Here is a 25,881-nt window from a genome sequence, read left to right on the forward strand (position 1 = left end):
TTTATTTTTTTTGCAAAATGGAATAGCTCTTCCCCTAATCTCCTATTAAAGGATTGCATGTTACCCTTTTTTTTATTGAGCATAGACTGATTAATGATGAAAGGGAGGAGGAGCAAGAATGAATTTGCCCGCTGTTGATCTCGGGATCATGGCTGAACATCTGAGTACGCATGAAGGAGTTATAAATAAACTAAAAATGTACTATGTTTCGGTCCATAACCCGACCTTAAAGAAATTGCTGGAAATACACATAAAAACATTAAGAAATCATGTTGCAGTAATGCTGGCTCTTATAGATCCAGACCGCAACACAAAGGTGCATTTGCCTGATATGGAAAATCTTCACTCAAAAATGGTTACCGGAAATCTCTCTGAATATGAAAAGGATATTACCCTTGAAGGTAGAGCTACCGCCAAATTAATGGGCACCGATAATTTTAATTCTGCTCTGCTAATGAAAGACGCTAACGTCCAAAATGTCCACTTTAAAATGTCCCACCAGGATATAAGCATGCAGATGATGTATGGAAGGCTGTTAAAAGAGATGAATGCAGAATTTGTACCAAAGGCTAGCAAAGAAATGCAGCAGCTGACCTTACAAAAATTTTATCATGTTCTGAATGAATAGGATTAGAGTAACCCCAAGTTTATTGGGGTTATTTTTAACGATTTAAAATTAACCTAGCCCTTCCATTTTGAATAATTTGTACATAGTTTAATTAAGAGCATGTACAACAACTTGAAAGGGGTTTTTTATATGAGGAGAAGGAGAAAGGGTTTCTGCATTCCTGGATACAGATGGTGTGGACCTGGTTGTGGAGGACCAGGTGCCCCAACGAACAGTGTCGATGGATGCTGCAAAATACATGATGAATGTTACCGCAGGTTTGGACCAGCAGGAGGATGTGATCAAGTTTTTCTCAACTGTCTTCGCACCAAAGTACACCCCCATAGCAAAGAAAGAGCAGACGCCGCTTTGTTTTACAACTTTATAAGGATCCGACATGCATTTCGGTCTTGGTAACTCGAATCCTTTATATGGCAGGGGAAGAAAAGAATTTCATTGATTGATTTTAAAACAAAAACACCCCAAGCATAAATCGGCTTGGGGGTTCCGCAACAGGCTTGCAGAGAAAGCTATGATTATTCAGCCGGAGAAAGTTCGGCTTCGGTAACCCATTGGTGATTTGTGACTTTATCTGAGCCATCAGTAGGAGTGAAGTCAATCATATACACAGTTGTTTGTTCAGCAGTGTCAATTTCGGCTTTAGCACTGCCCATTCCGGCCATATGTTCGGCTTCGAGCGTGACTTCATCTCCAGGTTCATATGGCTGCTCGCCAGCATCTTTTATTTCCTCATGAACGACCCATTTATGTTTTTCGACTCTTTCTCCGCCAGTAGTTGGATCGTAGGAAACAGCATAAACAGTTGTGTCATAGGCACCTACAATTGTTGCTTCAGCACCCTCCATGCCACCCATGTGGCCTTCTTCGATCTTAGCCTTACTTCCAACTTCATAAGTTGGATTTTCGGCTTCCTTTAAACCTTCAGGGACTTCTCCTGATCCAGAATGGTCCATATCACCGTGTCCGCCATGTCCCGTCTCAGCCTCTTCTTCCTTGTTAGGTTCTTCTGTACCTGTTTGGTCAGTACCTTGTTCTTCCGTTTGGTTGTTTTCAGCTTCGTCTGGGTTCGCGTCCTCGCTGGCAGCACCACATGCCGTTAAAGAGAAGGCTGTAAGTAAAGCAATAATTCCCATCATCCATTTCTTCATCATATAAAATCCTCCTTAATTACTTTTAAAACCATAATAACAATTAAATGTGCAGAAATTATGGAGTAAGTCCAAATGACACACCCCTTCTTTTCCCCTGAATAAGCTGTTTTATACATATTTTTAACTGATGCAGGATTAATTTCTTTTTTTATGGCTAAAATTAAAAAGTTATAATGACAATAGACACTCTTAAAAAGTGGCTTACCCGAGATGCCGGCTTCGTATTAATTGTATAGAAAAAGCAATTATGGTAGTTTTTATTAACACGAGGGCTAAAAGATCAGCTTGGTTATATTAGTATTTCTTATAAAGGAGCAATGTAAAGTGATAAAGTATTTAGCAGCTATGGGAATTTTAACCATTACAATTAGCATGACGGGATGCGCCCAAGATAATGAACAGAATCAAGTTGAGGAAGAACAAGTTGAGCAAACGGAAAGAGAACAAGACGCCGGAACTGAAACTCAAGAAAATAGTTCAGGAGTGATTGCGGCAAGTGACTTCTTCGAAAGCTTTACGGGAAAAATCGATCATATCCATGGAATTGGATATGTGGGGAACCAGAATGCCCCATTTTATGCAACACATGATGGAATAAAGGTTTACGAAAATGGCGAATGGTTCAAGACGAAGAAAGAGAATAACGATTATATGGGATTCAGCCCTACAGCTGAAGGTTTTTATACGAGCGGACATCCAGGCCCTGGGTCTGACCTTCCAAATCCGTTTGGAATAAAGAAAAGCACAGATAGTGGGCAAACCCTCCAGGATATTGTCCTTGAAGGAGAAACAGACTTTCACACAATGGGAGCCGGCTACAATAATAACACTCTGTTTGTATTAAATCCGGTGAAAAATTCGCTCATGGAGGCGAATCGCTTTTATCACAGTGAAGATGGTGGAAAAACGTGGAATGAGGCAAAAGCAAGTGGAATTGAAGGAGAAATCATCAACATCGCTGTGCACCCTGATGATTCCAACGTGGTCGCTGCTTCAGGAGGAGAAGGAGTATTCTTGTCCGAAAATGGAGGAGAAAGCTTCGAGCGTGTCTCTAACAATGTGCAAGGGACGGCCGTATATTTCTCAAAGGACAGTCTTTGGTATGGGGGCTATAGCGGAGATGCTATGCTGATTAAGCGCTCCTTGGAGAATGGTGAGGAGGAAGAAATAAATCTTCCCGAAATGAATCAGGATGCAGTCCAGTATTTTGCTCAAAATCCTCAAAAAGAAGATGAACTGACCTTTGTCTCGATAAAAGGTAAAGTCTATCAAACGGTAAACGGGGCAAGTGATTGGGAGATTATTGTGGAAGACGGCAAATCAAAATAATTAATTTCTATAGTTAGAGGCAGGGGACCTTAAAGATTCCCTGCCTTTTTTAGGTTTGGTGCCAGAGGACTCTTTTTAAAATATTACAATATTATGAGGTTGCTTACCGTGTTCATGAAATTTTCACCGGTTCCCGATAATTTCTGCACACTTTCCTCTTATTCTAATGTTAATACAGATTAGGAGGATTAAGCATGAAAAAAAGAAAATGGTATACGCTGGGGATTCTAACAGCTTTGGCAACAGGTTTATTGATTAGCGGATGTGCACAAGAAGAAAAAGCGGCGACTGAACCGAAAAAGAACGATACAGAAGAACACGGAAGTGAGCATGCTGCAAAAATGGAAGATTTCGAGGTGCGCCTTGCAGGCGGGAAGCTTGGCAGTGAGAGTATCGCCTTTGTCGGAGGCGGATCTAGCAATAAGCTTTGGGTCATCGATGCAAAATATCATAAAATGCTGACCACAATAGATGCTGGAGGTGGAAAGCTCGAGCGGACGGAGCAAAAATACCCTAACCTTCAGGATACACATGCGATGACCTTTACAAAGGATTTTAAAATGATGTTTACAGTGAGCTGGTTTGATTACGATGAACCATCCTATGTGATTGCTTATGATCCGTCCACATTTGAAGAATTATGGCGGGTACAGGCAGGTAAAGGCGGGCATCACGCTGCGTTATCACCGAATGATCAGTACTTATATGTAGCCAACCAATATGGTGATACGGTTTCTGTCATTGATGTAAAAGCAAAAAAGAAAATCAAGGACATCCCGACGGGAAAAGGAACCGACTATATTACACCTTCTATGTATTGGGACGGAAAAGCGATTGGTACTCCATACCTATTTGTAAGTGTCGATCAGGAAGATAAAGTGACCGTAATTGACTGGAAGAAAAATGAAGTGGTAAAAGACATTCCTGTTGGCGGCAGCCTTCATGGAGTTAATCTGACGCCTGACGGTAAATATGTCTGGACAGCGGTAGGCGGGGCAAAAAGTGTTGTCATTATTGATGCTGAGACGCTGGAAATCAAAGATAAAATTGCGTTTGAAGAAGGTCCAATTCACATCTCATTTAGCCCCGATGGCAAATATGCTTATGTTACAACCGGGAAAAACCAAATTTTCAAGCTTGATACGTCTACCTATGAAAAATTATGGAATTCGACTGGTACGACAATCCCAGCTCATACTGGCATAAGCCCTGATGGCAGAGAACTATGGACTTTGAACCATGGAATGGACCAAAGGTATGGCTACCAATTAGGCGGCGAAGTTGTTAGTGGAGTACAAGTGTGGGATACGGAAGATGGCGAGTTGATTACCGAGATTCCGGCTGAGGGAGTTCCGCACGAAATTCAATTCGTGCCATATTCAGCTTTAGGTGGGGATGTGGCTCTATCCAGCGAGGAAGTCCATTCAAAAGGAACCCACTCGATTGCAGAAGCAGGTGAGCTCATTTACAAAGGAAGCTGCCTCAGCTGCCACGGATCCAATCTTGAAGGAAACAGCGGCCCAGCATTAAGTGCCATTGGCAGCTCAAAATCCAAAACTGAAATTTTCGACATAATCACGAATGGCAAAGGCATGATGCCGAGTGGTTTAGTATCGGAAACCGATGCTAAGATTCTCGCAAACTGGCTTGCTGAGAAAAAACTGAAAGAGAATTAAAGAATAATTTGTTTAGACGAGGCTTTCTCCTCGTCTTTTTCATTTTCGGGTGAAGCTGCGGGGCGTTATTTTGAATGAGAGATCCTTGAAAAAGGTTATTCGATCAATTATGTTCATTTATCGATCATTAAAGTTCATTTATCGATCAAAGACTGAGATTTATTGATAAACCTGTGTCCAAGTTGTGAAATTCTTTTACCTAAGTTTATTCTCCTAAAAAAGGGACATAGTCCAAAAAAAGCAGGCCCATTAAAGAATGAGGCCTGCTGCGGGAGTCTGGACTACCTATATTTCGCTAGCCGGATCAGCTGCCACAAGGTCCGCTTGAATAATATAGCGGTCCGGGGCAGATCCAATATAGTTAAATGGGTAACAGGTAGTCAAGGTTAATGTCGGTTTCATTTTGCTGACGATAACCGACCTATCATGCTGGTCTGTTATCCAGGTTTCACGAATCTGATAATCGTAACTAATATTGTTGTATGTTACATACAAGTGGTCTCCTGGCTCAAGTGTATCCAGGTTTCTAAAAACTGTGTCCCGGTGGCCGGAAAGGACAACATGACCATTCTGATTGGGCGTTACAGTCCATTGGCTGTCATACATGCCAACGCCCTTTGTAAGGGTATCCTCATCACTGCCCCAAAACACAGGGTAGCCTTTGCCGAGTTTTGGGATGTCGAGCGACCCAACTGCTTCCCCGGTCGCATGCTCGTTTACTGCATGGGTTTCTGAGCTGACCGATTGAACCGTTTTAAGAGGCTGTTGTTCGTTCCAGCTAGGATGAGCTTGTTTTATTTCCTGTGCCTGGTGGGTGACAGATTGTCCCTGGTCCCACCAGGTATACCCGTTCCAGGCTACAACGCTAGTGCCAATCAGGAAAATTAGAAAGCCAAGTTTTTTCCTCATTTTTAAAAGTTAACCATTTACACGGTTTCTTCTGAAAATCATCATGGCACCAAATGCCATCAATAATCCGCCTGATAACATCATTAATGGCATTGATGTAGCAGTGTCTGGAAGCTCTCCGCCGCTTTCAGTGCCTACAATGTCCATTCTGTCTACAAAGACCCACTTGCCAGCTTCATAGCTGTAATCAATTTCGATGGTGTAATCTCCTCTTAATTGATTATGTCCAGTTTGAGTGAGCTTGTAATGATCATTATTGACCTTTTCCAGCGTAAAATCTTGATCGAAATCAACGAGCATAGGACCTTCTGTTGCTCTAATTACCACATCTCCATCTCTCTCGATAAAATATGTGTCCAGATAATGATCCGTTAACGGGAATGTCATAATTCCGTTCATATCCTGCTCTAGCCGGTCAAGTGAATCATAGTCTGTTAACATGCCATTCTCAACCTCAGGAAATATAAAGCTCTCAAATTGCGCCTCCAATTCTTCAATCGGTGGTTCACCATGATTGTCAGCCAATGCCGGGCTATGTATTCCGGCCACCATCAATAAAATTGCGAATGCTGCAGTTAATTTTTTTAACAAAAAAAAACCTCCTTAAAAAGTAGTCTACTAATTCCCTACCTTACTCGGAGTCTCGGTAAACGTGAAATTTGAAATTTTCAGTAAAAATTGTAATGAAACTGAGATAAACTCTACATATTGTGGATATTTCATAGATTAACTTAATAAAAGTTTTGTGTGGAGAAATCTTTTTCCAGGAACAATCTACTTTTTTAGCAGATTGCATCAATGAAACTCATGATTGCTTCAATAATTGGGTTGATTGCATCGCTGATCCTCGTTATTGCATCAAAAAATATGTCTATTCGAAAAACCTGTGACCAGGCTGTGACATTAAGCTTGTGCTTTTAAAATGAGCTGCTAAAAGGTACAACGAAAAAAGATAAAACCGCAATTAATACGAAAAAGAGCTGGATTACAACTCCGACTATACTGCAAGTCAAACCAGCGATTGCAAATCCTCTTCCATCTTCATTTGATTTTTTGATCTCCTTCATGGCAATGTACGAGACGACTATCCCAATTACTGCAAGGAGGAGTCCGATGAGAGGTAAAAAGATTGAAAGAATGCCAAGGGTTAATGAGATTACTGCTTTACTATTAGTTGGAACTTTTTCAGCCATTCCGATTCCCCTTTTTAATATGATTTGGAAAGGACTTTTGATGCCGCTATGCTGACATTAGAAGGTATTCGCCACGAAGGTTCATTATTCCCAGGATTGCTATCTAAGGTGGAGCAGTGAAGCTAGTGAACTAGCATTCATGTATAATTACTCAACCAAGCCAAAATTTTCATGTGACACAGTATTGACATATTTCTTTTATTCTGCAATAATAACAATAATTAAATACTGGTACCTTTAATTCAGTCCCGTGAGGCTGACAAGGACAGCGGAATTTATGATGACTATTGAGGTGAGGTGTATCCTGCCTTAAGGTTTTCATGAGGGAAAGGCTTCTTGTCGGAAACGGCAAGAAGCCTTTTTTCGTTCCAAACGTCTAACATACTCGAAGGATTCTTCGGTACCAGTTTCAAAAACAATATGAAATTGGGGGAATTAATATGAAAAAGGTAGATTTAGACTTTCCATTACAGGCAGTACCGCAAGCAAATCGCAGTGGATTTTGGAAAATGCTCGTGGTCATGCTGGGTCTGACTTTCTTCTCAGCGAGTATGTGGTCAGGCGGAACAATTGGAACAGGTTTAACCTTTATGCAATTTATCGGAATTGTGCTAGCAGGGAACTTAATTCTCGGAGCATATACTGGTGCACTTGCTTACATCGCTGCAAAAACAGGCTTATCCACACACTTGTTGGCTCGTTACGCTTTTGGCGAAAAAGGATCTTATTTATCCTCATTTTTACTGGCTGCTACACAAGTAGGCTGGTTCGGTGTTGGGGTAGCAATGTTCGCACTTCCTGTTCAAAAAGTAACCGGGCTTGATACAACTTTACTCATCGCGGTTGCAGGTATCTTGATGACCGTAACAGCATTCTTCGGGATGAAGGCCTTGGCCATCCTGAGTTTTATAGCAGTACCTTTAATTACGATTTTAGGAAGCTTCTCGGTTTTTAAAGCAACAGAAACAGCAGGCGGCCTGGAAGGATTACTTCAGTACCAGCCGGTTGAAACGATCGGGCTGGCAGCAGCCTTAACCATCTGTGTCGGATCATTCATTAGCGCAGGAACGTTAACTCCTGACTTTGCACGCTTTGCTCACACAAAACGTTCAGCAGTCATTACGACGGTCATTGCCTTCTTTATCGGAAATTCCTTGATGTTCCTTTTTGGAGCAGTTGGTGCAATCGCAACTGGGCAGTCTGATATTTCAGAGGTTATGTTCCTGCAAAAATTAATCATCCCAGCTATCCTTGTGCTTGGTCTTAATATCTGGACAACAAACGATAATGCACTGTATGCTTCAGGTCTGGGATTATCTAGCATTACAAAAATTACTAAAGGCAAAGTGGTCATTTTTAACGGTATCGTCGGTACAATTGCGGCAATGTGGCTTTACAACAACTTTGTAGGCTGGCTGACGCTTTTAGGAACAGCTTTGCCATCGATCGGTGCCATTATTTTAGCGGATTATTTCATTGTAAATCGCGGGAAATATAAGAAGTTTGACGAAATGAAATTTAAAGCAGTTAATTGGGTAGCATTAGTAGCATGGGCTGTTGGTATCGCAGGAGCGAACTTTGTTCCAGGTATCCCGCCAATCAACGCACTGCTAGGCTCAGTAATCACATTCGTACTTGTTTCCAAGCTTACAGAACAAGCACAGGCAAAAGGGACTGTCATGACTGAATTAGAAAAGGTGAGTTAATCATTGATTATTAAAAACGCAAAGCTTAGAGGAAAAGAAGGGCTATGGAATCTAGCTATTAATGATGGAAAGATAACAGAAATCACACAGAGCAGTATCGAGGAAAATGGCAAGCAGGTGCTGAATGTTGACGGTTCGTTTGTATCAGCACCTTTTATCGAGCCGCATATCCATCTTGATACAACCTTAACAGCAGGAGAGCCTGAGTGGAACCAAAGCGGAACCTTATTCGAAGGCATCCAAAGATGGTCTCAGCGAAAAGAAACCTTGACGGCAGATGATGTGAAAAATAGAGCGAAGACCGCTTTGAAGTGGCAGATCGCTCAGGGCATCCAGCATGTCCGGACCCATGTAGATGTGACGGACCCAAGCTTAACGGCGTTAAAAGCCTTGCTTGAGGTAAAAGAAGAGATGTCTTCCTATGTGGACCTGCAGCTTGTCGCCTTTCCGCAGGAAGGAATTCATTCTTATCCAAATGGGGCCGAGTTAGTCGAAGAATCATTAAAAATGGGTGCTGATGTCGTTGGGGGCATTCCTCATTTTGAATTCACACGGGAATATGGTGTTTCTTCGATGAAAACAGCCTTTGATCTAGCCGAGAAATACGACCGACTCGTCGACATTCATTGCGATGAAATTGATGACGAGCAGTCCCGATTTGTTGAAGTAGTCGCAACCGAAGCTTATGAGCGAGGCTTAGGCAGCCGGGTAACGGCCAGCCATACAACCGCAATGGGATCTTATAATGATGCCTACACTTACAAGCTGTTCAGGCTGTTAAAAATGAGCAGCATCAATTTTGTGGCCAACCCGCTTGTAAACATCCATCTGCAGGGCCGATTTGACACATACCCAAAACGCCGCGGGGTGACAAGGGTAAAAGAATTGCTTGAAGCAGGCATGAATGTCAGCTTTGGCCATGACGATATTTTTGACCCATGGTATCCGCTTGGCACAGGCAATATGCTTCAAGTCTTGCACATGGGGATCCATGTATCCCAATTAATGGGCTACGAACAAATCATCAACTCAATCGATCTTATCACTAGCAACAGCGCAAAAACGATGAACATCGAAGAAAGCTATGGAATTGAAATCGGAAAAGCAGCCAACTTCATTGTCTTAAATGCTGAGAACGAGTACGAAGCAATCCGCAAGCAAGCAGCCGTTCGCTACTCTATTCGAAACGGTAAAATCATTGCTGAGACGAAACCAAGTGAAACGGTGGTTACACTAGGATCGGATTCGGAATTTGTGAATTTCAATAAGTAAACGAAAGAGGCAGCAGGGCGACTTGCTGCCTCTTTCTGCATAATACCAACCTTTCTAAACAGAATTCTGTTATTTTCTCTTGTATGTTCCAAAATATTTTGTTAGGATGAAAACGTATTCAATATTAAAAATGAATAATTCACTAGGGGATCCCTTGATAAGGGCTGAGAAAAAAGTAGTTACTTTTAAACCCTCAAAACCTGAACAGGTTCGTACCTGCGTAGGGAAGTGTCCTTATTGTATATTTGCGCTTTAAAGGTGCATACCTACAAAACCACTTTCCTGTTTGGGAAAGTGGTTTTTTTATGGTCAAAAACGATAGAGGCGTTACGAGAATTAAACAAGGGGGTGACCTAATTTGAAATTGATCTCTGTAACCAATGGCAAGCTCTCTGTACTAGACCTGGCATCACAAATTATAAAAATGAAAGATACAGTCGATTTTGTACATATCCGTGAAAAATCTAAATCTATTGCTGAACTGGTTTATTTGCTGCAGCTGCTGAAAGAGGGAGATGTTTCTGCGGGAAAGCTTGTGATTCATGATCGCCTGGACCTTTCTTTAGTTCAAAATATACCTAATATTCATCTGCCGGCAAGCGGTTTTTCTGTCAAAAGCGTAAGGAAACGGTTCCCTTCGCTGAGAATAGGACGTTCTGTTCATTCCTTACAGGAAGCAGAAAATGCAGAAACAGATGGGGCTGATTATGTTCTCTATGGTCATATTTTTGAGACAAATAGCAAGAAAGGTATACCCCCGCGCGGCTTGGAAGAGCTATCAGAAATCAAAAGAAGACTGCATATTCCTGTCTATGCAATCGGCGGCATTACGCCAGATCGGGTCAGCGAAGTTCAGGATGTTAAAACTGATGGAGTTGCAGTGATGTCCGGGATCTTTTCTTCCAGGGATCCGGCTGCAAAGGCGAAGAAATTTTTTGACAAATGCAGGGAGGGGAAATGATGAAGAACTATGATGTTGCTGTCATTGGCGGTGGGATTATTGGCTGCTCCATCGCGTACCACCTAGCCAAGGAAAAACTAGATGTCGCTGTATTTGAAAGCGGGCAAGTCGGCGGAAAAGCGACAAGTGCAGCTGCCGGAATGCTTGGTGCTCACTCAGAGTGTGATGACCTTGAAGTTTTCTATCCCTTTGCAAGAAACAGCCAGCTTGCTTACCAAAAACTGCAGGAAGAACTGGTGGATGTCTGCGGAATAGACATTCAACTTAAATCAGGTGGAATTTATAAGCTTGCCTTTTCGGAGGGCGAAAAAAGCCAGCTTTCATCCTTGCTGGACCTGCCAACAGTTGAATGGCATGGTTCAGCTCAAGTGCTCAAAAACGAAACGGCTGTCAATGAACATATTAACGGGGCTGCATATATCCGAGACGATATTCATGTTCTGCCAGGTTTGGCATGCAGGGCATTCAGCAAAAGTGCACAACTAATGGGAGCCTCTATTTTCGAGTACACACCTGTTCTTAATGTTCAAAAAGCGGATTCCAGCTACTTCGTCAAAACTGCTGGAGGCAATATTGGGGCCAAGTATGTAGTCATTGCGAATGGGGTGTGGAGCAGCACGTTTTTTGAAGCGCTCGGATTAAGTCATCGAGTGATTCCTGTAAAAGGCGAATGCCTATCTGTTAGCAACGAAAGCATTTCATTGAAACATACACTTTTCCACAACCATAACTATATTGTCCCTCGGAGTAACGGGACACTAGTTATCGGAGCGACCATGATTGAAAATGAATGGGATGAAAGACCGACACTTGGAGGAATTGAGGAGCTGATCGCAGCAGCAAAAGAACTGATTCCAGCTGCAGGAGACATGAGAATCGAATCATTTTGGGCTGGCTTGCGTCCGAGCACGTTTGACCAACAGCCATTCATAGGCTTTCACCCGGAGGAGAAAGGAATCCTATTTGCGACCGGGCATTTCCGCAATGGAATTCTGTTAGCTCCAGGAACAGGGCAAATGATCAGGGACCTGATTCTTGAAAGAGAAGTAAGAAACGACTGGATAGATGCCTTCAAAATTGATCGACAAAAGCAAGTACTTGTATAAAGAGGTGGAAAAAATGACGATTAAGCTAAATGGAAGAAGTGTAAAGCTGCCAACGGGAGTAAACACCGTTAAAGACTTGCTTGATCACTATAACCTTGAAAACCGGATTGTAATTGTCGAGTTGAACAAACAAATTACTGAGAAAAACCAATACACTTCATTGTTTTTATCTGATGGAGATATGGTTGAAATGATTCATTTTGTAGGAGGAGGATGAATATGTTAAAAATCGCAAATCAAACTTTCAATTCAAGGCTACTTCTAGGAACAGGGAAATATCCATCATTTGAAATTCAAAAGGAGGCAGTTCGGGTCTCCGAGGCAGAAATTTTAACGTTTGCAGTAAGAAGAATGAATATTTTTGAAGAATCTCAGCCTAACTTTCTTGAACAGCTTGATTTAACAAATTACAAACTGCTTCCAAACACTGCTGGCGCCAAAACAGCAGAAGAGGCGGTCAGGATTGCCAAATTGGCTAAAGCATCAGGGCTTTGCGATATGATAAAGGTTGAAGTAATCGGCTGCAATAAATCGCTTCTGCCTGACCCGGTTGAGACGCTGAAGGCATCTGAAATATTATTAGAGGAAGGGTTTATCGTCCTTCCATATACCTCAGATGATGTCGTTTTAGCGAAACGGCTTGAGGATCTTGGCGTTCATGCTATCATGCCAGGTGCTTCGCCAATTGGTTCTGGTAAAGGAATATTAAATCCTTTAAATCTCAAGTTTATCATTGAACAATCTTCAGTGCCGGTCATTATTGATGCAGGGATTGGATCGCCAAAGGATGCAGCTTATGCGATGGAGCTTGGTGCCGACGCTGTATTGTTAAATACCGCTGTTTCTGATTCAAAAGATCCAGTGAAAATGGCTCTAGCAATGAAGATGGCTATAGAAGCAGGGAGACTCGGCTTCGAAGCAGGCCGAATCAAGGAAAAGGAATACGGGGAGGCAAGCAGCCCAATGCAGGGGATGGTGTCTTCTTGACAAACCGTTACTCAAGGCAGGAGCTTTTCCAGCCAATAGGGAAAGAAGGACAAGTAAAGCTTAAAAAGGCCCGCATTCTCATTGTAGGTGCAGGTGCCTTGGGTACTGCAAGTGCGGAAATGCTGGCAAGAGCTGGGGTTGGAAGCCTTATGATTGTAGACCGCGACTATGTCGAATGGAGTAATTTGCAAAGGCAGCAATTATATACAGAAAAAGATGCCAGAAATAAATTGCCTAAAGCGATTGCAGCGAAGCAGCGCATCCAGGCAGTAAACAGCGAAATCTCAGTTGATAGTTTAGTAGCTGATGTGAATGGTCTCAATATAGACGAATTAGTTAAAGACAAAACCTTAATCATTGATGCAGTCGACAATTTTGAAACAAGATTAATAGTAAACGATGCTGCAGTAAAGCATCGAATCCCTTTTTTATTCGGTGCATGTGTTGCAAGCTATGGGTTGACTTTTTCAGTTATCCCAGGCCAGACACCCTGCTTGCACTGCCTGGTCAACCATTTGCCCGCCCAAAATGCAACTTGTGAGACCGTTGGCGTCATTAGCCCAATAGTTCAGATCGTTGCAGCTTTTCAGGTGACTTCAGCACTCAAGCTGATTAACGGGCATGAAGTCCCTCCCATGCTGCAATCCATTGATATTTGGGAGAATGATAGAGCTGAAATCAATGCAGGCAGTCTAAGGAATCCACTTTGCCCGACCTGTGGAACGGATGCTACTTTTCCCTATTTATCCTACGAAAATCAGACAAGGACAGATGTGCTATGCGGCAGGAATACTGTCCAGCTAAGACCTGGCCTGGGGCGAACCCTGCCGCCGCTTGAGCAATTATCGGAACAGTTAAAAGGGAGAGCAAAGGATATGATCCAAAATCCGTATTTATTGTCTTGTTCCTTTGAAGAGTATCGAATTGTATTTTTTAAAGATGGCCGTACCCTAATTCATGGAACAAATGAGCCGGCAAAAGCTCGAATAATTTATGATCGGATAGTTGGATAAGGATCAAGAAGGAAGGCAGCAGGAATCAAACTTGCTGCCTTCTTCCTTTTTAATAGATTTGTTAAAACTAATCCAATTTTTATCTAAATTTTCTAATAGGGTCACTGTCAATCAGGTTCTTGACTAAAAAATATTCGCTGGGGACTAACTTCATATATGCAGTTCAATACATACACTGATAAAAAATATTGGAGGTAATTTGTTTGAACAGGTATTATGTTTATCCGCGGCCAAGGATAAGGCCGTTTATTTACCCCCCGCCATTTTGGTTTTATCCGCCTTATTGGGGATTACCGCCAGTCCCGCCGTTTTGGCCGCCCCCATTCCCGATTATTTACTAAGGAAGGGGTTCGTTTGACGAGAGACCTAACATTTCACAAATGAATTTAAATTATAAACTAAAAAAAAAGCCGTTGTTTTCGTATATTAGATCACGGCTCTTTTTCTATTCCCACTGACAATTGATTGGGCATTCTCAAGCTGACCCACGTAAAAGTACGAAGGTATTTTTGAGGAGTCGACTGCCCTACGCTCCAGTCAAAATGCGTACTCATTTATAAATGCAATGCTAGCGTGGTGTAATTCCGAAGCGGCAGTTATGCCGCACTATATGTCAGTATCATGAAAAAAGCTTTGATGGAAAGAGAGCAGGTAAAAGAACTAAGACGATTCGAAAAAGTACAACAAGCAAGCCGCTAGTAATTAAATTCCTAATAGGTCAAAATCCCCTCTCAGCAGTCGTTACAAAGCTTATTTGCTTACCAAATACTGTTCACCGTATTGACAAGTTTCCTTATTAAACCCTATAATATTGCTTATATTCTGTCTTTTCTTTGACAAGATGGGAGATAAGACATATGACAAACAGCTCAGTTGAACAGCTTTGTTTTCTACATACCAATCTATCAGAAGAAGACGTTAAAAAGATTAAAGAGTTAGCGGTCAACTTACCATTAATAGCTGACTTGAACAAAGCAAATATTTTTATTGATTGCCCTACAAAAGAAGGTAAGCATGCAGTTGTGGTAGCAGAGGCTGTTCCTAAAACTGCTAATCCCGTATACAAAAAGCCGGTTGTAGGGAAGTTTGCATACAGAGCCTTTGAACCTTCCGTATTCTATACACTGAGTACAGGAAAGCCGATGTATCTAAATCGCGCGTTAACTCAAGAAGGCAGGCTGGTCGATCAAAGCGTGGTTCCAATCAAGGGTTCCAAAGATCGTACGATTGGAACGCTGATTATGGAAAAAGATATTAGTGAACAAATTCAGCACCAACAAAAAATGGAAGCGTTATCAGAAGCGACTGAAACGCTGAGTGAAATTCTTATTGGCTTAGCGGAGAACCGGCCGATTATTCCTGAAATGATTGAGGAATCCTTATTCTTCATCGATCACGAAGGGAAGATTTTATACGGCAATGCATCTGCCACCAATTTAATCCATGAAGTCAGTGAAGAAACCAATTGGATTGGAAAGCATTTAATTAATTACTTTCCTTGTATTGCGACACTCCTGGCAGACTCGGAAGAACTTCAAGTCCGCGAAAGAAAGCTCTTGAATAAGGTCTTTCAAGTAAAAAAAATCAGGCTCGATCAGTTGAAAAGTGCAAAAGGGACCTTTGTGATTTTTAAAAATATTACAGAGCTCAGAGAAAAGGAAAGAGAACTGATTGTTAAATCGGTGGCGATTCGCGAGATTCATCACCGGGTTAAAAACAATTTGCAAACAGTTGCCAGCCTTTTACGGCTGCAAATGAGAAGAGGACTTCCTGAAGAAAGCAAAGTCCATTTTGTAGAAAGCCTAAATCGAATTACGAGCATTGCCTCTGTTTATGAAATCATCCTGGCTAATTCCAGTGTGGATGATGTTGATTTATATAGTTTGATTGAGAGAATTGGAAATATGCTAGTCTCTGAAGCTGAGCATGAAAATAAAAGAGTCCGTATTGTCTATTCGGGGCCACACCAAATGATTCAGTCCAATAAAGCTGTATCAGTGGCATTAGTGGTCAATGAGCTCATTCAAAATTGTGTGAAACATGCTTTTAAAGGGTTAAGTGATGGTGAAATTAAAGTTATCTTTCAGCAGAAGGATGATAATATGGAAATACAAGTAATCGACAATGGTGCTGGCTTTTCCCCAAGCTCAAAAAGTTCGTTAGGCTTGGATATTGTCAGAATGATGATTGAGCATGATTTATCTGGGCACTTTGTGATCGAACGAGCCGAGAGAGGGTCTATTGCCACTGTCCTGTTTCCACTAGAAAGGGAGGTGGTTCAGGCGTGAAAAAGCGAGTAATGGTTGTTGAGGATGAATCACTAGTGCGCTTAGACGTAACACTGATGCTCGAAGATGCCGGATATGAAGTCGTTGCACAGGCAGGTGATGGTGAAAAAGCAGTTGAACAAGCTTTTTTGCTAAAGCCTGATTTAATCATAATGGATATAAAAATGCCGAAGTTAAATGGCTTAAAGGCTAGTGAAATTATCTCGAAGCGAATGAACACTCCGATTCTTATTTTAACAGCATATAGCCAGCGGGAGTATATTGATAAAGCTAAACAAGCCAATATTATGGGCTACCTGGTAAAGCCCATTACCGAGGCAAATTTAATTCCAGCTGTAGAAATCGCCCTAAGGCAGGCCGAAAACGCTAACGCCTACCGGGAACAAGTTGAGGACATGAACAAGCAGCTGATGGAAAGAAAAATGATCGAAAAGGCAAAGGGGATCATTATGCAGAAATACAATCTCCTTGAAGATGATGCCTATCGAAAAATGAGAAAGATTAGCATGAACAAACAGGTTACTCTGGAAAATGTAGCAAAGCAAATTATTTTAAAGTATAATGCTTAACTCTTCCACAAGTGAATAAACCAAGCAAAGGTGCTTAGCGGTGGTTAATTTTAAAACCGTTAGGCACCTTTTTGTCTTTTTACGATCATAGGAATACACCTTCGCTGGCAGCGACAAACCAGGCCATTGGAAAAATCAGGTGGAAAACGTCATTGGTCAGTCCGCCAACATGGAATTTTTATTCTTTATATCCAATGGGACGCAAGGTGCGGTATTATGATTGCAAAAAGGAAAGAAAGGCTGCTCACTGGAAGGATGCTATCATTTTCCATTTAACATAGTTTCATCACAAACTAGGAGGGGTTTTACAATGGAGATGGTTGGTAATATTGTTATTTACATCATCATGTTTTGCGCAGTGGCAGGGGCAATCGCCGCGATTCGCAACAGTGATGAAGGCTTGGGGAAGCAGTTTATGGAAGGGATACATTCAGTTGGTTATATTTTTGTGCCTGCTGCCGGTATCATGGCGTCAATCCCTTATCTGTCATGGTTTATTGATAAAGTATGTGGTCCGTTTTTCGCGGCAATTGGTGCCGACCCGGCAATAGCTGCTACGGCAATTTTAGCAACTGACATGGGCGGGTATCAATTAGCCGAAGTGTTGAAGCAAACTCAAGAAGGCTGGATTATGGCCATGATTGTTGGCTTTATGGCCGGTGCTACCATCGTTTTCTCGATTCCGATGGGACTGACAATGCTTGATAAACGTGATCATAAATATATGGCACTTGGTGTAATGGCGGGGGTATTAACCATTCCAATTGGTGCGCTTATTTCCAGCACGATTGTTGCAATTTCAAGTTCGGCGTTTCGTGATTTCATTGCGACAACAGGTGATGCAGAATACCTTTTTGCCTTAGGGTATGGGCAAATTTTAATAAATCTTAGCCCGCTGCTGATTTTTGTTCTTGTTATTGCAGTAGGTTTATATTTCCTTCCAGATTTAATGGTCACAGCCTTTATGTGGTTTGGACGAATTCTGGATGCAGGTATTAAGCTTGTACTTGTATTCTCTATCGTTGAAATTTTCACTGGGGTTTTTACAACAGTATTTGGAGTCTGGGGCTTTCATCCGATTATGGCCGATGAAGCTGATCAATTCCGTGCACTAGAGACAGCCGGTTATATCGGGATTATGCTTGCAGGTGCCTTTCCGATGGTTTACTTATTACAAAAATATGCTGGCGGGCCACTCGAAGCTATGGGCCGCAAACTAGGGTTGAGCAAAGAAGGAAGTGCTGGCTTAGTTGCTACGATTGCTAATATCCTTGCGATGTTTAAGCTTGTCCGTTCAATGCCGCCAAAGGATAAAGTTATTAATATTTCATTCGCAGTCTGTGCTGCATTCTTGCTTGGGGATCATTTATCCTTTACAGCTAATTTTCAGCCGACATTAATCCTGCCGATTATCATCGGAAAACTGTCAGCTGGTATAATTGGAATTGGTCTTGCCTACTGGTTAGCCGTTCCGAAAGCACTTGAATTAGAAAAGAAGGACCGTGCTGCTGGCATTATCGGTGAAGATGAGTATTTAGACAAAGAGCGCAGCTTGAATGAAGATAAAAAAGCCGTATAATTAAGAAAGTCATCTAGGAGGTCCGTAGAAATGTCTGAAGAAAAACAACGATTTATCCAGGAATTCGTGCCAGGGAAGCAAGTTACCTTAAGCCATTTAATCGCCAATCCTGATCCTGATATGTTTGAAAAATTAGGAATTGTACAAGCAGGAGCGATGGGGATCCTAACTTTGACCCCAAGTGAAACCGTTATTATCGCAGGGGATATAGCGACGAAAGCGGCCGATGTTCAAATCGGGTTCTTAGACCGTTTCACGGGAAGCCTTGTTATTATTGGCAGTGTTTCATCGGTTCAAATGGCAATGCAAGAGATTAACCGTTTCCTGGCTGAGGTTTTAAGGTACACGCCTTCGGAAATTACTAAATCTTAACGGAGGTTTTAAAATGTCCCGAAAAAATAGAGCGATGCTAGTCGGCTCCATTGGTGCCGGGAAATCCACCTTAACAAATGCGCTTCTCGGCCGAAAGGTAGACGCAGTGAAAACGCAGGCACTTGTCTACCGTGACTGGATCGTCGACACACCAGGAGAGTATACGGAGAATCCATTTTTCTATAAAAATATAATGGCAACGGCACTAGAAGTGACCCATGTGTTATTCATGCAGGATGCAACAAAGCGAAAAATGATCTTTCCTCCTGGATTCAGTACTGGTTTTAATAAGCTTCCAATCGGGGTCGTTACAAAGTCTGATTCTGAAAAGGCAGATGTCGAGGCTGCCATTGCCCAGTTAAGAAAAGTTATCCCAAACGGGCCTATTGTGGTAACCTCTTCCTTTACGGGTAAGGGGCTCCAGGAAATACGCGATCTAGTAAACTGTAATTCCATGGAAGAAATAGAAGAGTATGTAAGTGCGATAACTGAAGAGTCAGTCATCTTCATTTGATATCCTTTACAAATCTAAAAAAATAGACTATATTACTTTTATACAAAAGAATATTCAGGCAAAGGCGCCTTATACGATCTGTCATCCAACTGACGGCTCGTATGGGGTGCCTTTTTTTATTATTCCCTTTAGGATTCTGTTAATGGGGTGATCTTAATCAAACATTACGAACCTCAAAAAGAGGAAATCATTAGTGCTGGGATTGATATCGGCACAAGTACGACAAAGATTGTCATCAGTAAATTCTCGCTTATGAATATGGCAGGCGGGGCGCATATGCCCCGAATTGAAATTATTGATAAAGAAGTCTTATACAGGAGCCCTATTTATCGAACCCCATTATTGTCGGCAACCCAAGTCAATATAAAGGCAGTAGAAGCCCTCGTTTTAAAAGAATATGAACAAGCTGGAATTAAGCCAGCTGATATAAAAACAGGGGCCGTTATCATTACCGGGGAAACCGCAACAAAACAGAATGCCCAAGAAATGGTCTATCATTTATCCGATCATGCCGGGGAATTTCTCGTTGCAACTGCCGGGCCAGATCTGGAAGCCATTATTGCTGCAAAAGGATCTGGGGCCTATGAATATTCTAAAAAGACGGGGAAGACTATCGCTAACATCGATATTGGCGGCGGGACTGCTAATGTGGCTGTTTATAAATCTGGTAAATTGTGCGGGACATGTACATTACATATTGGCGGGAGATTAGTTGAGTTTGCTGGAGCCCGCATCCAAAGTATTTCCCCTCCAATTAAAAAACTGTTTACCCAGTGGGGGGCATCCATTCGAGAAGGTGGCAGCCGTAGTTTGGCAGATTTGACCAGCCTTACCGATTATATGGCTGCGGTCATTTCCCGAATGCTAAACCGAAACTTGCTGGAGTCGGATCAGCCGCTGCTTCTAGGCCATAAACCAAATTGGCAGGAAGAGATTGACGCAATCATGTTTTCAGGCGGAATAAGTGAATGCATCTATAAATATGAGGCCTCTACACAAGGGATAGCTGAATATGACGATATCGGTGAACTTTTGGCCGCATCTCTCCGGGAAAGCAAGGAGCTCAACTCATGGCAATGGGTGAAGCCGGAAGAAACAGTTCGGGCAACGGTACTTGGAGCAGGGACACAAACAACCGAAATTAGCGGAGCAACCATTCATGTTGAAAGCAGTGATTTGCCGCTTCGGAACTTACCTGTTTACCAAGTTCCATTTTATAAGGATTTACAAAGTGGCTTAGACGGGCTTCCGGCGGCCGTCAGCCGGGCAGTTGAAATCTTTGATCCACAGCAGGAAGGCCAAAACTTTGCTCTTTATATAACAGGACTTCCTTATATGGGGTTTCGTGCTATTCAAGAACTGGCCGCAAAAATTACTGAAACCGCAAAGTTAAAACCGAACCGCCAGCAGCCGCTTGTTCTCGTCTTAGACAGCGACCATGCCAAGGTTCTAGGGCAAACACTAAAAGTTCAAAGTCCCGGCCAAAGTATTATCTGTATTGATCAAATCAATGTGGAGCATGGTGACTATATCGATATTGGCCATTTACTCCAAACAAGTGTAGTGCCAGTCGTTATTAAAACGTTGACATTCAATCATTAAGGGAAGGAGGATTTTTTGATGAAGCTGCAAACGAACTACTTAGGAACTGTCTATCAATTCACTTCCTTAAAAGATTTATTTGCGAAAGCGAACGAAGAAAAATCCGGGGACCGCTTAGCGGGATTAGCAGCTGAAACCGTTCAAGAACGAATTGCTGCAAAAGAAGTACTCAGTTATTTGACCCTTTCTGACATTCGTGAAAATCCCTTGCTGCCTCCTGAAGAGGACGAGGTAACACGAATTATTGAGAGCCAAGTAAATGAACGAGTTTACCAATCTATTAAAAACTGGTCCGTGTCCGAACTGCGGGAATACATTTTAAGCACATTGACAACGGGTGAAGATTTAAAAAGGCTAAGCAGAGGCTTGAATAGTGAAATGATCGCAGCTGTAGCCAAACTCATGTCGAATCTTGATCTCGTTCACGCCGCAAACAAAATTGAGATTTTAACAAAATGTAATATTACCATCGGTTATAAAGGAACGTTGCCTTCAAGGCTCCAGCCGAATCATCCGACCGATAATGTCCAGGGAATGATTGCCTCCCTAAAAGAAGGCTTGTCATATGGCATGGGTGATGCCGTTATCGGGATTAATCCAGTGGATGATTCTGTTGAAAGCGTCAAACGATTGCTACATGCCACTCACGATTTTATTAACGAATGGGAAATCCCGACCCAGAACTGTGTGCTTGCACACGTTACTGCTCAAATGAAGGCAATTAAGCAAGGTGCACCAGCCGATATGATTTTCCAGAGCATTGCTGGGACAGAGACTGCGAATCGTTCATTTGGAATTTCCGCAGCTCTGCTTGATGAAGCGAACGAACTGGCAAGGACCCATGGTACAGGAACTGGCCCGCAGCGTCTATATTTTGAAACGGGTCAAGGATCTGAATTATCTGCAGAGGCTCATTTTGGAATCGACCAGCAGACACTCGAATCCAGAAATTACGGATTTGCCCGTAAATATGATCCATATATCGTCAATACAGTCGTTGGTTTTATCGGCCCTGAGTATTTGTATAACAATAAACAAGTTATTCGCGCAGGGCTAGAGGATCACTTCATGGGAAAAATGCATGGAATCCCAATGGGTGTTGATGTGTGTTATACAAACCACATCAAAGCAGATCAAAATGATATTGAGGATTTAGGCGTACTATTAACGGCTGCAGGTGTGAACTTCGTAATTGCGACCCCAATGGGCGACGATTGTATGCTGAATTACCAGTCATTAAGCTACCACGATGTTGCCACACTTAGACAAACGATGAATAAGCGTCCATCCCCCATTTTTAGCGATTGGCTCGAGAAAATGGGCATTCTTGAAAACGGGCAGCTAAGCAAGATTGCTGGGGATCCGACCATTTTTTCGCGATAGGAGGGTAATAAATTGAATCCTGAGCTAATTGAAAAAGTTACACAGTTAATTGTCGAAAAACTGCAAGCGCAAAACGGCTCTGAAGCTAAGAAACCACAACAAAGTGATTTAACCGCACCAGAAGTGAAGCTTTGGGGCCCATCGTCAAGTTTAAAACCTAAAAGTGAAAAACTACAGCCCATAACTGTTTCTGACACAAAAGAGACAGTGAAATCGACCGGCCTTATTGAATTTCGAAGCTATGCAGAGTCGAAGTCATCAAGTTCAGGTTCAAAGCCAGAGCCTAGCCCAAGAAAAGCCGCCCCTGTCACAATAGCGGAAGAGGATAATCCGAAGGCGGCTGAGCCAGTCTCCGGGATTGAGGATCCAAGTAATCCTGAGGAATTGGAAGACCTTATCAGCCAGACACCAGCCCGAATTGGCGTTGGCAGAGCAGGGCTGCGGCCTAAAACAAACACGTGGCTGAAATTCCGGTTCGATCATGCAGCTGCAGTGGATGCGGTTTATGGAGATGTAACCGATGAACTCTTAGATCGACTTGATTTATTTAAAGTCGGCACGAGGGTTAGTGATAAAGAAGTGTACATCCGCCGCCCAGATTATGGCCGAAAGCTCTCAGATGAGGCATTGAAAACACTTGCTGAGAAATGTAAAAAGTCGCCAACCGTGCAAATTATTGTCTCAGATGGATTAAGCTCCAGTGCTATTGAGGAAAATGTTGAGGATGTTTACTTGTCTCTCAAACAATCTCTAACAAGCTTAAACCTTGATACAGGCACTCCTTTTTATATTGAAAAGGGCAGGGTCGCGGTAATGGATGATATAGGTGAATTGCTTCAGCCGAAAGTAGTCGTTCTGCTGATCGGGGAACGCCCAGGCCTTGTCAGTGCTGAGTCATTAAGTGCGTATCTTTGTTATATGCCGAGAAGAGGCACGATCGAAGCAGACCGGATGGTTATTTCAAATATCCATAAAGGCGGTATCCCCCCAGTTGAAGCGGGTGCATATATCGGAACCATTGTTCAGAAAATATTAAAATATGAAGCTAGCGGCGTGTCGCTTGTTCAAAAGGAAAGCTAGGGGGGATTAGTTTGGCTTTAGAACGAATTTATGCTGATATATTGGCAGTTCGCATCATTCCAAATGTTGACCCGGATCTGGCCAAGCAATTTAACCTTGAAGGGCACCACAGAAGCCTGGGGATCTTTACCTCAACTGTCGATGATATTGGCTATACGGCCCTTGATGAAGCAACAAAACGGGCAGACGTTGAAGTAGTTTACGCTCGGTCCTTCTATGCCGGTTCAGGCAATGCTTCAGGCCCTTTATCAGGAGAAATGATTGGAATCCTTGCAGGGCCATCTCCTGATGAGGTGATCAGCGGCATTGATGCCGTCCGGCAAACAGCTGAATCGGGAGCTTTTTTCGAAGCTCTTGACCAGGAAAAAACACATGCACTTTACGCCCACGTCGTTTCAAGTACAGGCTCCTATCTATCTAAGGAAGCTGGCATAAGAAGCGGCGAGCCCATCGCCTATTTAATCGCTCCACCTTTAGAAGCGATTTATGGCATGGACGCGGCGATGAAGGCAGCTGATGTTAAGCTAGTTAAGTTTTTCGGACCGCCATCTGAAACCAACTTTGGCGGTGGCCTGCTGACAGGTTCACAATCAGCATGCCAAGCAGCAGCCGATGCTTTCCGCGATGCGATTATTGATATTTCGGAAAAGCCGATTAAGTATTAAATTTTACAGCAAAGGAGGGTGTTTACGTGCACCTTGATCAAGATCTCCAATCCATACAAGAAATGCGAGATGCCGTCAAGCGGGCAAAAGAAGCACAGCTGGAATACATGTCCTATTCACAAGAACAAGTGGATAAAATTGTTAAGCTTACAGCAGAAGCTGCCTATGCAAAATCACTAGAGCTCGCGCAAATGGCAGTACAAGAAACAGGCATGGGGATTGTCGAACATAAAAAAATCAAGAACGAAGTCGGTTCCATGGCTGTCTATGAATCTATAAAAGATGAAAAAACAGTTGGAATTATAAAAGAGGACCGCGTCAACAAAGTAACCGAGGTTGCTTATCCATATGGAGTAGTTGCTGGAATTATCCCAACAACGAACCCGACCTCGACAGCAATTTTTAAAGCATTAATTTCTTTAAAAACTAGAAATGCAATAGTCGTCAGCCCCCACCCGCGCGCAGTTAATTGCACTGTAGAAGCGTTGAAGATTTGTCAGGAAGCAGCCGTTAAAGCAGGCGCTCCTGAAGGGCTGATTGGCTGGATCTCAAAGCCATCAATGGCAGCTACAAATGAATTAATGAAGCACCGTGATGTGAATGTTATTTTAGCAACCGGCGGAGGTGCTTTAGTTCGTGCTGCTTACAGCTCAGGCAAGCCTGCCTATGGAGTAGGACCAGGGAATGTTCCTTGTTACATTGAGAAAACGGCAAACGTTGCTAAAGCAGCAGCGATGATTGTGGATAGTAAGTCGTTCGATCACGGTACTATTTGTGCTACAGAGCAAGCTCTAGTAATCGACCGAAATGTTCAGCAAATGGCGATTCGCGAATTGCGGAACAATGGTGCTTACCTGCTGAACGAGGAAGAAAAAGCTTTAGTGGCCAAAACGATTTCTCCTTCACCAGGCTATCTGAATCCTGCCATTGTAGGACAAAGTGCAGTGAAAATTGCTGAAATGGCTGGTGTTTCGGTACCCGCTGAAACAAGGGTGCTAATCGCTGAGGAGACAAGGGTCGGTAAAGACGTGCCGTTTTCGATTGAAAAACTTTCGCCTGTATTTGCATTGTATACAGCTGATACCTATGCGGAAGCAAAAGACTACTGCACAAAGCTTTTGAACCTTGGCGGCAGAGGCCATAGTTTGTCCCTTCATACCAATGATGATGCCGTTGCCAAAGATTTCGCTCTTGAAATGCCTGTATCAAGGTTAATGGTGAATACACTGTCATCTATAGGTGCGGTAGGAGCAACAACAGGCTTAATGCCATCCTTAACCCTGGGCTGCGGCTCTTACGGAGGCAATATTACCTCCGATAATGTAACGGCACGCCATCTGATTAATATTAAAAGAATGGCTTATGGAATCAAGGAAGTCTCCATCCCTAAACCGTCAGCATCGTTTGCAGCTTCCGCACCAGCAGCGGAAGCTAAAGGCGGCACTAATGATGTGGAAAAGATCGTTGACCAAGTACTAAAACAGGTAGAGCCAAATGGCGAGGTCGATGCGAAAGCAATTGCTGAAATGGTGAATCAAGTTATTAAAAAATATCAAACCAACTAATAGGAGGAAATTAAAATGAGCAGAGAATTAACAGCATTAGGAATGATTGAAACTAAAGGTCTAGTAGCATCGGTAGAAGCAGCGGATGCAATGGTAAAGGCAGCAAACGTACATTTAGTCGGAAAAGTTCACGTCGGCGGCGGAATCGTAACAGTTCTTGTACGCGGTGATGTAGGAGCAGTAAAAGCAGCGACTGATGCAGGTGCAGCAGCAGCTCAGCGTGTTGGAGAACTTATGTCTGTCCATGTAATCCCACGCCCACATAACGAATTAGAAAGCATTTTACCAAAGTTGAGCGTTGAACAGCAATAAAAAATAGTTTACTAAGTTAGG

At 42.6% G+C, this 25,881-nt stretch carries 26 protein-coding genes and 1 riboswitch; of the genes, 22 read left to right on the forward strand and 4 right to left on the reverse strand.

What is annotated here, in order from left to right:
- The first annotated feature begins 118 nt into the window (after nucleotides 1–118).
- Nucleotides 119–628 carry a hypothetical protein gene (locus tag HRJ06_RS00500; RefSeq protein ID WP_174727098.1) on the forward strand — a complete coding sequence of 170 codons (510 nt, stop codon included), beginning with the start codon at nucleotides 119–121 and terminating at the stop codon, nucleotides 626–628.
- 129 nt (nucleotides 629–757) lie between these two features.
- Complete coding sequence (locus HRJ06_RS23125; RefSeq protein ID WP_242035091.1) at nucleotides 758–1,024, forward strand: phospholipase A2 family protein; 267 nt, start codon at nucleotides 758–760, stop codon at nucleotides 1,022–1,024.
- A 119-nt stretch (nucleotides 1,025–1,143) separates the two neighbouring features.
- Here the strand turns inward: HRJ06_RS23125 and HRJ06_RS00510 are convergent, their stop codons facing one another.
- The gene (locus tag HRJ06_RS00510; RefSeq protein ID WP_422392703.1) at nucleotides 1,144–1,779 is read right to left on the reverse strand and encodes a DUF1541 domain-containing protein; all 636 of its coding nucleotides are present in this window, start codon (nucleotides 1,777–1,779) and stop codon (nucleotides 1,144–1,146) included.
- Nucleotides 1,780–2,103: 324 nt separating this feature from the next.
- Here HRJ06_RS00510 and HRJ06_RS00515 point away from each other — a divergent pair, with 324 nt between their 5' ends.
- Both HRJ06_RS00515 and HRJ06_RS00520 read left to right on the forward strand, forming a co-directional pair.
- Nucleotides 2,104–3,108, forward strand: a complete 1,005-nt coding sequence (locus HRJ06_RS00515) for a F510_1955 family glycosylhydrolase (RefSeq protein ID WP_338421035.1) — start codon at nucleotides 2,104–2,106, stop codon at nucleotides 3,106–3,108.
- 194 nt (nucleotides 3,109–3,302) lie between these two features.
- On the forward strand, nucleotides 3,303–4,784 hold the full coding sequence (locus HRJ06_RS00520; protein WP_174727105.1) for a beta-propeller fold lactonase family protein: 1,482 nt from the start codon (nucleotides 3,303–3,305) through the stop codon (nucleotides 4,782–4,784).
- 285 nt (nucleotides 4,785–5,069) lie between these two features.
- Here HRJ06_RS00520 and HRJ06_RS00525 read toward each other — a convergent pair whose 3' ends face one another.
- The 3 genes from HRJ06_RS00525 to HRJ06_RS00535 form a co-directional block, all read right to left on the reverse strand.
- Nucleotides 5,070–5,693 carry a class D sortase gene (locus HRJ06_RS00525; RefSeq protein WP_174727108.1) on the reverse strand — a complete coding sequence of 208 codons (624 nt, stop codon included), beginning with the start codon at nucleotides 5,691–5,693 and terminating at the stop codon, nucleotides 5,070–5,072.
- A 9-nt stretch (nucleotides 5,694–5,702) separates the two neighbouring features.
- Complete coding sequence (locus HRJ06_RS00530; protein WP_174727111.1) at nucleotides 5,703–6,284, reverse strand: LPXTG cell wall anchor domain-containing protein; 582 nt, start codon at nucleotides 6,282–6,284, stop codon at nucleotides 5,703–5,705.
- Between the two features lie 326 nt (nucleotides 6,285–6,610).
- Nucleotides 6,611–6,886 (reverse strand): DUF4190 domain-containing protein, encoded by a 276-nt coding sequence (locus tag HRJ06_RS00535; RefSeq protein WP_174727114.1) that lies wholly within the window; start codon nucleotides 6,884–6,886, stop codon nucleotides 6,611–6,613.
- 440 nt (nucleotides 6,887–7,326) lie between these two features.
- Here HRJ06_RS00535 and codB point away from each other — a divergent pair, with 440 nt between their 5' ends.
- From codB to eutM, 18 genes are all read left to right on the forward strand, one after another.
- On the forward strand, nucleotides 7,327–8,592 hold the full coding sequence (codB, locus tag HRJ06_RS00540) for a cytosine permease (protein WP_174727116.1): 1,266 nt from the start codon (nucleotides 7,327–7,329) through the stop codon (nucleotides 8,590–8,592).
- A gap of 3 nt (nucleotides 8,593–8,595) precedes the next feature.
- Nucleotides 8,596–9,864: a cytosine deaminase gene (locus tag HRJ06_RS00545; protein WP_174727119.1), complete on the forward strand. Its 1,269-nt coding sequence runs from the start codon at nucleotides 8,596–8,598 to the stop codon at nucleotides 9,862–9,864.
- A gap of 134 nt (nucleotides 9,865–9,998) precedes the next feature.
- Nucleotides 9,999–10,108, forward strand: a riboswitch (TPP riboswitch).
- 114 nt (nucleotides 10,109–10,222) lie between these two features.
- Complete coding sequence (tenI, locus tag HRJ06_RS00550) at nucleotides 10,223–10,825, forward strand: thiazole tautomerase TenI (protein WP_174727122.1); 603 nt, start codon at nucleotides 10,223–10,225, stop codon at nucleotides 10,823–10,825.
- Nucleotides 10,822–11,931, forward strand: coding sequence for a glycine oxidase ThiO (gene thiO, locus HRJ06_RS00555; RefSeq protein WP_174727126.1), 1,110 nt, complete (start codon nucleotides 10,822–10,824; stop codon nucleotides 11,929–11,931). The genes tenI and thiO overlap by 4 nt, the downstream gene beginning before the upstream one ends.
- Before the next feature lie 13 nt (nucleotides 11,932–11,944).
- Nucleotides 11,945–12,148, forward strand: coding sequence for a sulfur carrier protein ThiS (gene thiS / locus HRJ06_RS00560; RefSeq protein ID WP_174727129.1), 204 nt, complete (start codon nucleotides 11,945–11,947; stop codon nucleotides 12,146–12,148).
- Nucleotides 12,149–12,150: 2 nt separating this feature from the next.
- Nucleotides 12,151–12,918 carry a thiazole synthase gene (locus HRJ06_RS00565; protein WP_277874643.1) on the forward strand — a complete coding sequence of 256 codons (768 nt, stop codon included), beginning with the start codon at nucleotides 12,151–12,153 and terminating at the stop codon, nucleotides 12,916–12,918.
- Nucleotides 12,915–13,931, forward strand: coding sequence for a ThiF family adenylyltransferase (locus HRJ06_RS00570; protein ID WP_174727135.1), 1,017 nt, complete (start codon nucleotides 12,915–12,917; stop codon nucleotides 13,929–13,931). Before HRJ06_RS00565 ends, HRJ06_RS00570 begins: the two co-directional genes overlap by 4 nt.
- Before the next feature lie 857 nt (nucleotides 13,932–14,788).
- On the forward strand, nucleotides 14,789–16,219 hold the full coding sequence (locus HRJ06_RS00575) for a sensor histidine kinase (protein ID WP_174727138.1): 1,431 nt from the start codon (nucleotides 14,789–14,791) through the stop codon (nucleotides 16,217–16,219).
- Nucleotides 16,216–16,788, forward strand: a complete 573-nt coding sequence (locus HRJ06_RS00580; protein WP_174727141.1) for a response regulator — start codon at nucleotides 16,216–16,218, stop codon at nucleotides 16,786–16,788. Before HRJ06_RS00575 ends, HRJ06_RS00580 begins: the two co-directional genes overlap by 4 nt.
- Nucleotides 16,789–17,098: 310 nt before the next feature.
- Nucleotides 17,099–18,367 carry an ethanolamine utilization protein EutH gene (gene eutH, locus HRJ06_RS00585; RefSeq protein ID WP_174727144.1) on the forward strand — a complete coding sequence of 423 codons (1,269 nt, stop codon included), beginning with the start codon at nucleotides 17,099–17,101 and terminating at the stop codon, nucleotides 18,365–18,367.
- A 30-nt stretch (nucleotides 18,368–18,397) separates the two neighbouring features.
- Entirely contained in the window at nucleotides 18,398–18,739 is a 342-nt protein-coding gene (gene eutS / locus HRJ06_RS00590; RefSeq protein WP_174727147.1) for an ethanolamine utilization microcompartment protein EutS, read from the forward strand.
- A 13-nt stretch (nucleotides 18,740–18,752) separates the two neighbouring features.
- Nucleotides 18,753–19,253, forward strand: coding sequence for a EutP/PduV family microcompartment system protein (locus tag HRJ06_RS00595; protein WP_174727150.1), 501 nt, complete (start codon nucleotides 18,753–18,755; stop codon nucleotides 19,251–19,253).
- Between the two features lie 156 nt (nucleotides 19,254–19,409).
- Nucleotides 19,410–20,855, forward strand: coding sequence for an ethanolamine ammonia-lyase reactivating factor EutA (locus HRJ06_RS00600; RefSeq protein ID WP_174728094.1), 1,446 nt, complete (start codon nucleotides 19,410–19,412; stop codon nucleotides 20,853–20,855).
- An 18-nt stretch (nucleotides 20,856–20,873) separates the two neighbouring features.
- Entirely contained in the window at nucleotides 20,874–22,238 is a 1,365-nt protein-coding gene (locus HRJ06_RS00605; protein WP_174727153.1) for an ethanolamine ammonia-lyase subunit EutB, read from the forward strand.
- A 12-nt stretch (nucleotides 22,239–22,250) separates the two neighbouring features.
- Nucleotides 22,251–23,318 (forward strand): ethanolamine ammonia-lyase subunit EutC, encoded by a 1,068-nt coding sequence (gene eutC, locus HRJ06_RS00610; protein ID WP_174727156.1) that lies wholly within the window; start codon nucleotides 22,251–22,253, stop codon nucleotides 23,316–23,318.
- A gap of 11 nt (nucleotides 23,319–23,329) precedes the next feature.
- Nucleotides 23,330–23,983, forward strand: a complete 654-nt coding sequence (gene eutL, locus HRJ06_RS00615; RefSeq protein WP_174727159.1) for an ethanolamine utilization microcompartment protein EutL — start codon at nucleotides 23,330–23,332, stop codon at nucleotides 23,981–23,983.
- Nucleotides 23,984–24,009: 26 nt separating this feature from the next.
- Complete coding sequence (locus tag HRJ06_RS00620; protein ID WP_174727162.1) at nucleotides 24,010–25,548, forward strand: acetaldehyde dehydrogenase (acetylating); 1,539 nt, start codon at nucleotides 24,010–24,012, stop codon at nucleotides 25,546–25,548.
- 15 nt (nucleotides 25,549–25,563) lie between these two features.
- The gene (eutM, locus tag HRJ06_RS00625) at nucleotides 25,564–25,860 is read left to right on the forward strand and encodes an ethanolamine utilization microcompartment protein EutM (RefSeq protein ID WP_174727165.1); all 297 of its coding nucleotides are present in this window, start codon (nucleotides 25,564–25,566) and stop codon (nucleotides 25,858–25,860) included.
- Nucleotides 25,861–25,881 lie beyond the last annotated feature (21 nt).

The sequence above is a fragment of the Mesobacillus harenae genome (genome assembly GCF_013343715.1).
In the GTDB taxonomy this organism is placed as follows: Bacteria; Bacillota; Bacilli; order Bacillales; family Cytobacillaceae; genus Mesobacillus_A; species Mesobacillus_A harenae.

Excerpts from the sequence above, each read along its gene's own strand:
- HRJ06_RS00500 (WP_174727098.1), top strand. The coding sequence starts at position 119 with ATGAATTTGCCCGCTGTTGATCTCGGGATCATGGCTGAACATCTGAGT.
- HRJ06_RS23125 (WP_242035091.1), top strand. The coding sequence starts at position 758 with ATGAGGAGAAGGAGAAAGGGTTTCTGCATTCCTGGATACAGATGGTGT.
- HRJ06_RS00510 (WP_422392703.1), bottom strand. The coding sequence starts at position 1,779 with ATGATGAAGAAATGGATGATGGGAATTATTGCTTTACTTACAGCCTTC.
- HRJ06_RS00520 (WP_174727105.1), top strand. The coding sequence starts at position 3,303 with ATGAAAAAAAGAAAATGGTATACGCTGGGGATTCTAACAGCTTTGGCA.
- HRJ06_RS00525 (WP_174727108.1), bottom strand. The coding sequence starts at position 5,693 with ATGAGGAAAAAACTTGGCTTTCTAATTTTCCTGATTGGCACTAGCGTT.
- HRJ06_RS00535 (WP_174727114.1), bottom strand. The coding sequence starts at position 6,886 with ATGGCTGAAAAAGTTCCAACTAATAGTAAAGCAGTAATCTCATTAACC.
- codB (WP_174727116.1), top strand. The coding sequence starts at position 7,327 with ATGAAAAAGGTAGATTTAGACTTTCCATTACAGGCAGTACCGCAAGCA.
- thiO (WP_174727126.1), top strand. The coding sequence starts at position 10,822 with ATGATGAAGAACTATGATGTTGCTGTCATTGGCGGTGGGATTATTGGC.
- thiS (WP_174727129.1), top strand. The coding sequence starts at position 11,945 with ATGACGATTAAGCTAAATGGAAGAAGTGTAAAGCTGCCAACGGGAGTA.
- HRJ06_RS00565 (WP_277874643.1), top strand. The coding sequence starts at position 12,151 with ATGTTAAAAATCGCAAATCAAACTTTCAATTCAAGGCTACTTCTAGGA.
- HRJ06_RS00575 (WP_174727138.1), top strand. The coding sequence starts at position 14,789 with ATGACAAACAGCTCAGTTGAACAGCTTTGTTTTCTACATACCAATCTA.
- eutH (WP_174727144.1), top strand. The coding sequence starts at position 17,099 with ATGGAGATGGTTGGTAATATTGTTATTTACATCATCATGTTTTGCGCA.
- eutS (WP_174727147.1), top strand. The coding sequence starts at position 18,398 with ATGTCTGAAGAAAAACAACGATTTATCCAGGAATTCGTGCCAGGGAAG.
- HRJ06_RS00595 (WP_174727150.1), top strand. The coding sequence starts at position 18,753 with ATGTCCCGAAAAAATAGAGCGATGCTAGTCGGCTCCATTGGTGCCGGG.
- HRJ06_RS00605 (WP_174727153.1), top strand. The coding sequence starts at position 20,874 with ATGAAGCTGCAAACGAACTACTTAGGAACTGTCTATCAATTCACTTCC.
- eutM (WP_174727165.1), top strand. The coding sequence starts at position 25,564 with ATGAGCAGAGAATTAACAGCATTAGGAATGATTGAAACTAAAGGTCTA.